The following is an 11264-nucleotide window of genomic DNA, read 5'->3' as shown; positions in this document are numbered from 1 at the left end:
AACGCGCCTTCCAGGCCACCGCGCGCCAGTTCGCACGGGAGGAGATGGCGCCGCGCGCGCGCGACTGGGACGAGCACGCGATCTTCCCGATTCCATCCAAAGTAAGAGATATCTTCCAGCATTTTCTTAACCTGGTCCGGTGTGTTCTTATTCTTCCGCCGTTCTAGTAGGGAGTCGAACATTGCCTTCTTGTCCGCTGCTGGGTATCCGGCCGGGTCAATGATCTTAAGACCAGTAATGTCAAAATTGTTATCACTAGCCGTCTTTTCAATATCAGCGCGCTTGCCCAACAAGATTGGCTTGACTAAGCCATCTTTTTGCAGACGAACAGCGGCACCTAAGACCCGCTTATCTTCACCTTCTGGGAACACAATCGTCTTATTTTGTCCTTTTACCTTTGCCGCAATTTCATCAAATAATTCCATTATGCAAACCTCCTCTAATGACTTAAGCATCTACTAGTTTGCTACTCGCTCGTCAACAACCGGATGGGCTGGTAGTTGCCAATCAATCGGCTCTTCTCCCATTGCCTGAAGTGCTTCATTAGTCTTAGAAAATGGTCGTGAGCCAAAAAATCCACGGTTAGCAGAAAGGGGACTCGGATGGGCCGACTCAAGCACAATGTTGGTATTAAGGTTAATCAACTTTTTCTTATCTCGAGCAGCCCGTCCCCACAGGATAAAGATGACCGGCTTAGGACGTTCAGAAAGGGCGTGAATCGCTGCATCCGTTAACCTTTCCCAACCATGACCCTTGTGGGAAAAGGCCTGCCCATCACGAACCGTTAATACCGAATTCAAAAGCAGGACACCCTGATCAGCCCATTTTTTGAGGTAACCATGGTTAACCGGTTTGCAACCAACATCATCATGTAATTCCTTATAGATATTTTTTAACGATGGTGGAACCGGTACTCCTGGCAAGACAGAAAAACTACAACCATGGGCTTGGTGTGGACCATGGTATGGATCCTGACCAAGGATAACTACCTTCACCTTATGAAAGGGTGTCCATTCAAAGGCCTCAAAAATATGATGCATTTCCGGATAAACGGTATAATGCGAATACTCTTTCTTTAAGAACTTGCGTAACTGTGCATAATACGCACTCTCAAACTGTGGTTCCAAAACACCCCACCAGTCATTATGGATTAATTGTTTCATGACTATCAGCACCTCGCTTACTATTTTAGCATATCTACTTCTCATCTGCTCATTGAAATGAAAACGCTTTGTCGGTGGGCTTTTTTTCAAATAACTGGTAAAATATTATTAAATAGGCAAAATGGTGGTGAAATTATGCGCAAATTATATCTTCGTAACCATGCCACGGATCTTCATGGCACAACCATTATCCGTGATTATCAAGGGCGGTCTTGTTACTTGCTGGTTGGCAAATGGGGAATGCGTCACGATGTCCTCTCCCTTTATGCCATCAGTGGCGCCCTGCTAGCAGAAGTCAAGCAGCAGTCGCTTGGCCTTTTACCAAAATTTTCCCTCTATGTCAATCGGCAAAAAGTGGGCACGGTCGCTAAGTCCTTAGGCTTCGTCCGGCAATTTATCTTTATCCGTGGTCTCAATTGGATTATCGTCGGCTCACCTTTAGCCGGTCGCTACCGAGTCTTTCAAGGCGGCCACCGGGTCTTTTCAATTCAACCGGTAGAAAAGACGGCCACCTACTATCATGAATTAACGGTTGATTACCAAGCTGATGAGCCTTTAGCAATTCTCGTTGCCAGCGTGCTTGATCACTGGGCTCGCCGAGGACAACGCCGCCCCAGCCGACTACGTTTTCACAATCCCCAAACATGCAGCAGTTTAGGGATGGGGATTAGTCTTCGTCACCACCATTCCAACGTTTTGTACTAAAACAACAAAGCGGTCTCCAAGAGTATCACTCACTCCTGGAGACCGCTTATTTAGTTAATAATGTTTCATTACCCGTTCAATCTCACGGCTTTGTTCACGCCGTTTGATCGCTTCACGCTTATCATACTGGTGTTTACCTTTAGCTACACCCAATAGGACTTTAGCATAACCATGTTTAATATACATTTTCAATGGGATAAGGGTGATCCCCTTATCTTGCAATGTTCCTGCTAAACGATGAATCTCTTTTTTATGCAGTAGTAGCTTACGATTACGCAATGGATCTTGGTTAAAGTAAGTACCATTATCATACTCACTAATGTGGACATTCATTAACCAAGCCTCGCCATTTCTAATCTGAGCAAAGCCATCCTTAAGGTTAACCCGGTGGGCGCGCACCGACTTAATCTCGGTTCCGGTTAGCACCAAACCGGCTTCATAGGTATCCGTCACAAAATAATCATGGCGGGCCTTTTTATTTTGGGCAATTAAATTATCATTCTTATGTCGTTGGGATCTTTTTGCCATGTTATCCCTCCATTATTTTTAATGTCAACGATGACGGCGTCCCGCTTGGTAATGATCTCGAGAATTATTATGATGCTGGCTCTGCCCACGATTAATTTGCCGATTATTAACGTGACCATTGTGGTGACCATCATGATTACGACGATGATGGCCACGATGATCATGGTTACCACCGCGACGCCGACCGCCACGACGGTCATCATGAGGTACACGAATCTTCGTAGTTGGCGTATTCTCAGGATGAACCAGCTCAAAATCGACTTCTCGTAAGTCCTTGTCAACCCGAATCAGTTTAACCTGGACTGGCTGACCAATTTGGAAAATCCGGTGTGTCTTGCGACCGATCAAGGCCAGGTGTTTTTCGGAATATTCGTAATAGTCATCATTCATCACACTGATATGAATTAAGCCTTCAACAGTATTAGGTAATTCGACGAAAAGGCCAAACTTCATAACGGAACTAACCACGGCATCAAAGGTTTCACCAATATGGTCTTCCATGTATTCGGCCTTCTTCATGCTGTCGACATCCCGTTCGGTATCGATCCCTCGTCGTTCGGTAACCGAAGTATGTTCAGCAATTTCTGGAAGCTTGTCACGCCAATGATCCTTTGACTTTTCATTCTTACCGTGTTCATGATACCACTTGATTAAACGATGAACCATGTCGTCAGGATACCGCCGAATTGGTGAAGTGAAGTGGGTATAGTATGGAGCTCCCAAGCCGAAGTGACCAACTTCCTCATCAGAATACTTAGCCTGTTGCATACTCCGCAGCATCATGACCTGAACCATCTGTTCCTCCGGCTTACCGGCAACTTCCTTCAAAACATTTTGGAGCATTTTGGGCTTAACGTTATTAATGTCACCGTGAACAGTAATGCCAAAGACGCTTAAGAAATCAAAGAACGACTTAATTCGGTCTTGATCGGGCTTTTCGTGGATCCGATAGAGAAATGGCACCTTTTCCTTAAAGTAATGCTTAGCCACGGTTTCATTAGCAGCTAGCATGAAGGACTCAATCATCCGTTCCGCCAGGCCTCGTTCCCGAAGCTTAATATCAATTGGGTGCCCCTTATCATCAACGATAATCTTAGCTTCCGGAGCATCAAAATCGATTGCCCCTCGACGATGCCGATTCTTTAACAGGATCCGGTGCAATTCCCCCATTGTTTCGAACATCGGTACAAGGTCCTTGTATTCGGCGATTGTCTTCGGGTCGTGAGCTTCCAAGATCTGGTTAACTGCCTTGTAGGTCATCCGGGCATGTGATCGCATGACGCTAGGGAAGATTCGGTGATTGACAATCTTACCCTGTTCGTCGATTTCCATTTCACAACTCATCGACAATCGATCTTCACCCGGGTTTAGGGAGCAAATCCCGTTAGATAATCGTTTAGGTAACATCGGTACTACCCGATCGGTTAAATAAACTGAGGTACCACGCTTGAAGGCTTCCTTATCCAAAGGGGTACCCGGTTTAACATAATGGCTAACGTCGGCAATATGGACGCCTAAGTGATAATGACCATTCTTCATCTTCCAAGCAACAACCGCATCGTCCAGGTCCTTGGATTCAATGGCATCAATCGTTACCAATGGTTGGTCGGTAATGTCCTTACGCCCTCGCCGTTCTTGTGGTAGGACGTGCAAGGGAATTTTATTAGCCTGCTCGAGTGCTGCCTTCGGGAACTCATGTGGAACATCATGGGCATAAATAACCGCCATGATATCGATCCCTGGTTCATCCTTGTTTCCAATCACTTCGGTTACCGCGCCCGTCAGAACCTTTGGTGATTCATCATCTGGGTAAGTAGCAATCGTAGCCGTCACAACCTGACCATCTAACGGTTTCAGGCCCTTATCCGAAACAAAGAAACGGTAAGTGTTGAGCTTCTTGTCCTTCAGAAGGATCTCCCCAATATAGTTGCCAATGGTCTCCTGCTTAAACTCACCAACTACTCGTTCGTAATTATGTTCCACGATCTTGGTAACCTGACCTTCAGGGCCTTGATCACTGCCGGGCTTCCCGGGTCGTAATACCTTAACTGCGACTTGGTCACCATTGAGGGCATGCATAGTATGGTCGGGATTGATATACATGTCCGGTAAGTCAGGATCATACTCAACGAAGCCAAAGCCCTTGTCGTTACCATGAAAAGTCCCCACCAAGGGCTCCCGCTTAATAACGGCCTCAAATTCACCCCGTTCGGTAACCCGGACTTTCTTTTCCCGTTCCAGCTTAGCAAGTGCCTGGACCACCGGAGTAAACTGGTTGCCATTATCCATACCAAAATGGTAGGCTACCCGTTCGGCAGAGTAGCTAACTCCCATGTTATCTCTTAAATACTCTAAAATTTGGTCTGCTAAATCTAATTTACTATTTGTTTTTGTCATCTGATACCTCGAATAAATTATGTAAGTAATCTAAGACGTCCGCAAAGAGTTGGCGGTGCGCCGTATTAACCGTTAGGAGGTGGGTCGCATTGGGATAAAAATGATAATCCACCGGTGTCCCTTGCGCACGCAATTGCTGGGCAAGTTGAGCACCAGAATGAGGATCAATCATCTCATCCTGACCACCTTGAGCAATGAAGAAGGGCTTTTTTAACTGCCCCAAATGAAGTGATAATTGCTTGGCCATTGCCTGAATATCGGCTAATTGATCTGGCAGGTGCTGGTCAATCCATGCTAATTTCTTTTTCTCATCATCCACTGGCAATTTAATTCGCCGGTAGTAGCGATCAGCTAACCGGGGAAAGTATTCCGGGACGTTAGAAGCTCCCCAAGTAGTAATCGGTGAAGCAAAAATTCCACCGCCAGCCAGTTGAGGATCGTTTTCCAAGGCACGGGTAGCCAATAAGCCGCCTAATGATAGGCCAAAAACGGCGATCTGGTTAATCCCACTATCACGTAAGCGACGAATTGTCAACTGGGTATCGGCCCACCAAGCATCCGTACTACCTTCTTGAATAATTCGGCAAAAGTCACCACCATGACCAGTGAAGAGTGGCCCTAATACTGTGTAGCCGTGCTGCTGCAGTTGGCGACCAAGCATCCGGACATCGTTGGTATTGCCTGAGTAGGCGTGAAGCAAGACAACCGCCTGACGACCACCTTTGAAATAAAAGGACTCTCCCGCATAGGTTTCCATTTTCTCATCCCTTCATAAAAAAGGCCCCCTGGAACTAGTCAGGGGGCACACAACTAATCTAATGTGATGATACGTAAACTAACGCCAATGCCAAGATGAAGAAAAGTGCCCCACAAATTGTCGTTACAATTTGCATGACCGCCTCAAAGCCTCGGGCCTTCCGTCGAGAAAATAGGTCTCCGGCACCACCAGTCAAGGCAGACATTGCATCATTATCGTTCTTTGCTGGCTGCATCATGACACAGGCAATTAGCACCACGCAAACAATTAAAAATAAAGTCATTAATGTGTTATACAAGGATTTTTCCTCCTAATACTTACCCACTATATCTTTAATATCATAACATAACCAGGTCTTGATTGCTACATGTCCGCTCAGTGAGCAGCATTCATGATTTGATGGTACGCCCGTTGATCTGGTGTAAAGTCGGCACGGACCAGGATCGTATCACCAGCCATTAAGCGGGTCCGGCCATTCGGAATCAGTTTATCTTCTCCCCGGTAAATCAGGGTCACAATACTATTAGCGGGCCAAGCAAAATTCTTAATTTGGCAACCATCTAACCGCGCTCCCTTGTAAATTGTCACCGGCACCGTTGCGCTGTGATCACAACGTTGGGGATGCTTACCAATGAAGGCATTAAACATTGCCGTATAAACCGGCTCACCATGCAACGCATCAACCACCAGGTAAGCAATCACCGCCACTGTTGCCAACGGCATTAAGTGCGCCAGGGAGCCCACCATTTCGGTAATTAATAAAATAGCGGTAAAGGGCGCCTTACTGATACAGGCAAAGTAACCAGCCATTGCATAAATTACAAAGTTCGGCAAATACCGACCTGGTAGTAGTCCTAATTGAGTCATCAAAGCACAATAGACTCCACCAAGCACCGCACCAAGTGTCAAGATTGGTAGGAAAATGCCCCCGGGCAGTTCAGACCCATAACTGATCATTGAAAAGACAAAGCGTAGGACGAACAAGCCCACAAAAAGTTTGAGGGACACCGGCATCACGTGCAATAGGCCGATCAGCTGATTCCCCCCACCGAGGGTCTGCGGCCAAAACCAGGCAATTGGCATTACCAATAAAAATGGCACTACGGGATAAGCAAACGGTGGCAGCCATTTCAGCTTGGCAGCCCATTCCCCCAAGTGCAGGATAACAACCTGGTAGAAGCGCCCCAAGATCCCCAGCATCAGCCCAAGGACAATCAAGTGCCAATAATACCGGGTTGGTAGCATCTGCTGGTAGGGAACATTCAATACTGGCCGTAAGCCAAAGAAGACCATTGAAACCATGTTAGAACAAAGGGCACTGACGAACGTTGCCAACCAGATGACCGGTGAAAAATTATGGTAGACCTCTTCTAAGATAAAGATCGTTGAAGCAATCGGCGCGTTAAAGGCCGCTGATAGGCCAGCCGCGGCACCACTGGCAATACTAACCTGGCGATCCAGCTGGTTAGTGTGCAGTTTTTCTGCAACTCCCTGACCAACGGTAGCACCAAGTTGAATTGATGGTCCTTCCCGACCCAGATAAAGGCCAGAACCAATTGCCAAGATTCCACCGACGAATTTACGCCAGAGAACCGGCCACCATTCTTCATCAAATTGGCTGGTTAACTGGCCTTCTACCTGAGGAATTCCTGAGCCCTTAATGTTCGGGTTACGTTGGGCCATTATTCCCAGAGCCAAAGCTAAGGCCACTGATCCTAGTGCCCAGGGTAACAACCATAATGGATGGGTATGAAAATACTGAAAACTATGGCCAACAAAAATTAATAAATGTTGGATAGTTAATCGGAAAACACTCACTACGGTCCCCGCAAGGAAGCCAATTAAGATGGCCCGAAAAAGCTGTTTAGTTTGACTGTCGTGCTCAATTTTCTGCTGCATACAATGATTTCACCCCATCAAAAGAATTAACCGTTCCATTTTATAACAAAATCAGCTAACACGCTGTGAATTTTTGCTAAGCACGGTTAGCCTTCACCTGACCATGATGACGGACTAGATAAACTACGGTTGCAATGATTAACACGGCCGCACCAACGATTACCGAAACGCGGGTATCCGGATTAATAAACATAAAAATCACAATTACAATTAGCATCAAGAAGGCAAAGTAATTTGAAAATGGGTAAAGTGGCAGCTTAAAGGGGTGGTTTGCCAGTAACTTTGGATTATTACGCCGAAACTTCAATTCAGCCAGCAAAATCACGAACCAAGGAATCATCCCCGGTAAAACGGAAGAACTAAAGACAACCACAAACATGTTTGCTGTTGATTTATTATAAACGGAGGCCACCATATCAATGATAAAGCCCAGCATGATCCCACCAGAAATACCCAGGATGGCCGCGTCGGGAACGATTCGTTTGGACAAGCGACCGAAGATTTGCGGGGCATCCCCTTCATGGGCCAGCTTAAATAGCATTCGGCTGGAGCTATAGATACCAGAATTGGCCCCAGACAGGGCTGCAGTTAACACCACAAAGTTAATAATCGAAGCGGCTGCCGTAATTCCCACCTTGGCAAAGGTTGACACGAACGGTGAGCCAACGCTACTTAATTTGTTCCACGGATAGATTGTCACGATAACGAAAATTGCGCCAACATAAAAGATAAGGATACGGAAGAGCACCGACTTCACCGACTTGACAATGGCCCGTTGGGGATTAGCTACCTCACCAGCTGAGATACCCAACAATTCAATTCCTTCATACGAGCCAACGATGATTGACATGGAGAAGAAAAAGCCTGAAATGCCACCAGTAAAGAAACCACCATGGGCCCATAAATTGTTAAAGCCGGTAGGGTGACCACCATTGCCAATCCCAAAAAAGATCACCAAGAAGCCCAGCAAAATCATAAAGATAATGGTAACGACCTTGATCATCGCAAACCAGAATTCTAATGACCCATATGCCTTGGCACTGGCTAAATTAGCTAATACCAAAAAGATAATAATAGCGATTCCAGCTACCCAGGTATGCATATGGGGCCACCAATACTTTAGGTACTCGGTTGCCGCCACCACCTCGGACATCCCCACGACGATATATTCAAAGACGTTCGCCCACTTTGCCAGGTAACCAGCCAAGGGATGAACATATTCGGTCGCATAATCCGCAAAGGAACCCGTTCCTGGATTGACATAGACCATTTCACCAAGTGCTCGCATCACGATATAAAGGATCAGACCGACAAATGCATAAGCTAACAAGACAGATGGCCCGGTCCACTTAATCGTTGAAGTAGCCCCCATAAATAGGCCGACCCCGATTGCACCACCGAGTGAGATCATCTCCATCTGTCCCGCCGTCATTGACCGCCGCAGTTGGGGTGCCTTGTCTCTCATCTTTTATCAGCTCCTTTTCCCTTTGCTTTTCAAATTATACACCAAATAAAGAAGGGGGAAGCCGCTAAAACTGCTTCCCCCTCTTTTAAGAAGATTATCTAATATTCAAGCTGTTTTTAACCAGATCCTTAACTTCCTGGTTAGTCGCGCAATTAGTAATCGCATCATTAACAACGTGACGACATTCCTTAGTATCAAGCTTGGCCATCATGCTCCGTGTTCTTAAGACTGACGTAGAAGACATCGAATAATCATCGAGCCCCATTCCCATTAACAATGGCAAGGCCCACTTATCTCCAGCCATTTCGCCACACATTGCTACTGGAATATGGTGGGCATGCCCAGCATCAATAACATTCTTCAAGAGATGCAAGAAGGCAGGATTCAGTGGTTGGTAAAGATAGGACACAGCATCGCTGCCCCGATCAGCCGCAAAACTGTACTGAATCAAATCATTCGTTCCAATACTAAAGAAGTCAACTTCCCGGGCTAATTTCTCAGCATTAATTGCCGCAAGTGGAATTTCAACCATCATCCCAAGGTGGATGTCATCACCAATCCCCGGCTGACGTTCCTGAAGCTCTGCTTTACACTCGTTAAAAATCCGCTTGGCCTGGCGCAACTCTTGAACCGTGGCAATCATTGGAAACATGATCGAGAGTGGTCCATATTGAGAGGCGCGAATTAGTGCTCGTAACTGTGGCTTAAAAATCTCGGGATGCTTCAAGCAAATTCGAATTGCCCGGTAACCAAGGAAGGGATTCATTTCCCGCGGTAAAGGTAGAAACGGCAAGGGCTTATCGCCACCAATGTCTAATGTTCGGACAACGACCCGTTTTCCTTGCATATTGACAATTACTCTTCGGTAAGCCTGAAACTGCTCATCCTCCGTTGGCAAGTGGTCACTCCCCATGTAAAGGAATTCCGACCGAAAGAGACCGATTCCATCAGCTCCCTGTTTAATAACATCATTCACATCATCGGGTGTTCCAATGTTGGCGGTGATATCAAAGCGCTGACCATCTTTAGAAATCGACGGGGCATCAATTAACTGTGCCCACTCAGCACTCTGTTCGTTAAAACCAGTGGCTTTCTGCCGATAAGCGCTAACTTGGGCAGGTGATGGATTAGTAATCACGTGACCACTCAAGCCGTCCACCACCATTAACTGACCATTTTGAATATGCTTAGTGATATCGTCAGTTCCCACCACGGCAGGAATACGAAGGGTCCGCGACATAATTGCTGCATGGCTAGTCCGTCCCCCACGGTCAGTAACGATTCCCTTAATTAATTTTGGGTTCATCTGAGAGGTATCAGATGGCGTTAGTTCGTGGGCTACGATAATCACTGGCTCAGTAATTGCGGTTAAGCTAGGCAATCTCCTACCTAACAGGTGACTAAGGGTACGCTTGGCAATATCACGAACATCAGTTGCTCGTTCTTGCATATATTCATTATCTCGCATCGCTGCTAACATATTAGCAAAGTTTCCCGTAACCTTTGAGACGGCTTCTTCCGCATTCACCCGTAGGTCATTAATTTCACTTCTAATCTGTCCTAACATTTCTGGATCAGACAAAATTGCAATGTGGGCATCAAATACATCTAGTTCCTTGTCACTAAGGCGTTTCTTAGCTTTTTCCTTGATCTGTTGAATATCTTGAATTGAAGCAGAAAATGCCCGTTGAACTCTTTGGTATTCTTGTGTCGGGTTAGTAATCTTGTGTTTTTGATATGATAAATCAGGTTCAGTTAGCAGGTAAGCTGGCGCTATTCCAATTCCATCACTAGCTGCAATTCCCTGAATGTCCTCTGACATATTATTTCCCCCTTACAGGTGTACTCGCAGGATTTCCCGAACAAATGCACTCCTGTAAATTATAACATCTTATAGGAAAGCACTACCGTTTCTTAAAACAAAAAAAGCTGTGGCCTCACAGTCACAGCTTCAGTTCTAATCCTTAATTAACGGATTAACGATTCTCGATGTCTTGACGAGCTTGTTCGCTCAGGTTGTAGAATGAGTGAATGCCCTTGTATTGGGCAACATCGCCAAGTTGGTCTTCGATCCGCATCAACTGGTTGTACTTAGCAAGACGATCAGTCCGGCTCATAGAACCAGTCTTAATCTGACCAGCGTTCGTAGCAACAACCAGGTCCGCAATCGTCGTGTCTTCAGTTTCACCAGAACGGTGTGAAACAATCGCGCATTGATTTTAATTCATAGTTCCAATGCTGGTTTTAAGAAATTTGTTCCTTTCTTTATTTTATTGGCCGGAATTATGATTTTATTCCCAAGTAAAAATATTCAAAGTAAAAAACAAGTAAACAAATGGATCAAAATCAT

At 45.9% G+C, this 11264-nt stretch carries 9 protein-coding genes and 2 pseudogenes; 1 reads left to right on the top strand and 10 read right to left on the bottom strand.

All coding sequences use genetic code 11. The features are described from left to right. Positions 1-95 precede the first annotated feature (95 nt). Positions 96-425 (bottom strand): annotated as a pseudogene (locus ACEYV4_RS07155) (phosphate acyltransferase); the annotation flags it as partial. A gap of 33 nt (positions 426-458) precedes the next feature. Further along, the gene (locus tag ACEYV4_RS07150) at positions 459-1163 is read right to left on the bottom strand and encodes a uracil-DNA glycosylase (RefSeq protein WP_373842649.1); all 705 of its coding nucleotides are present in this window, start codon (positions 1161-1163) and stop codon (positions 459-461) included. Between the two features lie 135 nt (positions 1164-1298). Here ACEYV4_RS07150 and ACEYV4_RS07145 point away from each other — a divergent pair, with 135 nt between their 5' ends. Further along, positions 1299-1868 (top strand): LURP-one-related/scramblase family protein, encoded by a 570-nt coding sequence (locus ACEYV4_RS07145; RefSeq protein WP_373842648.1) that lies wholly within the window; start codon positions 1299-1301, stop codon positions 1866-1868. Between the two features lie 54 nt (positions 1869-1922). Here the strand turns inward: ACEYV4_RS07145 and smpB are convergent, their stop codons facing one another. The 8 genes and pseudogenes from smpB to eno all read right to left on the bottom strand — a co-directional run. Beyond that, a complete protein-coding gene (gene smpB, locus ACEYV4_RS07140; RefSeq protein ID WP_373842647.1) occupies positions 1923-2396 on the bottom strand; it encodes an SsrA-binding protein SmpB in 474 nt (157 codons plus the stop codon). A gap of 24 nt (positions 2397-2420) precedes the next feature. Further along, complete coding sequence (gene rnr, locus ACEYV4_RS07135; RefSeq protein WP_373842646.1) at positions 2421-4793, bottom strand: ribonuclease R; 2373 nt, start codon at positions 4791-4793, stop codon at positions 2421-2423. After that, the gene (locus tag ACEYV4_RS07130) at positions 4777-5550 is read right to left on the bottom strand and encodes an alpha/beta hydrolase (RefSeq protein WP_373842645.1); all 774 of its coding nucleotides are present in this window, start codon (positions 5548-5550) and stop codon (positions 4777-4779) included. The genes rnr and ACEYV4_RS07130 overlap by 17 nt, the downstream gene beginning before the upstream one ends. A 58-nt stretch (positions 5551-5608) precedes the next feature. Next, complete coding sequence (secG, locus tag ACEYV4_RS07125) at positions 5609-5848, bottom strand: preprotein translocase subunit SecG (protein ID WP_373842644.1); 240 nt, start codon at positions 5846-5848, stop codon at positions 5609-5611. A gap of 77 nt (positions 5849-5925) precedes the next feature. Beyond that, complete coding sequence (locus ACEYV4_RS07120; protein ID WP_373842643.1) at positions 5926-7449, bottom strand: chloride channel protein; 1524 nt, start codon at positions 7447-7449, stop codon at positions 5926-5928. A 76-nt stretch (positions 7450-7525) separates the two neighbouring features. After that, a complete protein-coding gene (locus ACEYV4_RS07115) occupies positions 7526-8914 on the bottom strand; it encodes an amino acid permease (protein WP_373842642.1) in 1389 nt (462 codons plus the stop codon). A 94-nt stretch (positions 8915-9008) separates the two neighbouring features. Beyond that, the gene (ptsP, locus tag ACEYV4_RS07110) at positions 9009-10736 is read right to left on the bottom strand and encodes a phosphoenolpyruvate--protein phosphotransferase (protein ID WP_373842641.1); all 1728 of its coding nucleotides are present in this window, start codon (positions 10734-10736) and stop codon (positions 9009-9011) included. Between the two features lie 154 nt (positions 10737-10890). Continuing rightward, positions 10891-11124 (bottom strand): annotated as a pseudogene (gene eno / locus ACEYV4_RS07105) (phosphopyruvate hydratase); the annotation flags it as partial. Positions 11125-11264 lie beyond the last annotated feature (140 nt).

It is taken from the genome of Limosilactobacillus sp., from assembly GCF_041859915.1.
GTDB lineage: Bacteria > Bacillota > Bacilli > Lactobacillales > Lactobacillaceae > Limosilactobacillus.
Note: the sequence above shows the minus strand (reverse complement) of the source record. Positions and strands in the feature narration are given on the sequence as shown.

Excerpts from the sequence above, each read along its gene's own strand:
- ACEYV4_RS07130 (WP_373842645.1), bottom strand. The coding sequence starts at position 5,550 with ATGGAAACCTATGCGGGAGAGTCCTTTTATTTCAAAGGTGGTCGTCAG.
- ptsP (WP_373842641.1), bottom strand. The coding sequence starts at position 10,736 with ATGTCAGAGGACATTCAGGGAATTGCAGCTAGTGATGGAATTGGAATA.
- ACEYV4_RS07120 (WP_373842643.1), bottom strand. The coding sequence starts at position 7,449 with ATGCAGCAGAAAATTGAGCACGACAGTCAAACTAAACAGCTTTTTCGG.
- rnr (WP_373842646.1), bottom strand. The coding sequence starts at position 4,793 with ATGACAAAAACAAATAGTAAATTAGATTTAGCAGACCAAATTTTAGAG.
- smpB (WP_373842647.1), bottom strand. The coding sequence starts at position 2,396 with ATGGCAAAAAGATCCCAACGACATAAGAATGATAATTTAATTGCCCAA.
- ACEYV4_RS07150 (WP_373842649.1), bottom strand. The coding sequence starts at position 1,163 with ATGAAACAATTAATCCATAATGACTGGTGGGGTGTTTTGGAACCACAG.
- ACEYV4_RS07145 (WP_373842648.1), top strand. The coding sequence starts at position 1,299 with ATGCGCAAATTATATCTTCGTAACCATGCCACGGATCTTCATGGCACA.
- ACEYV4_RS07115 (WP_373842642.1), bottom strand. The coding sequence starts at position 8,914 with ATGAGAGACAAGGCACCCCAACTGCGGCGGTCAATGACGGCGGGACAG.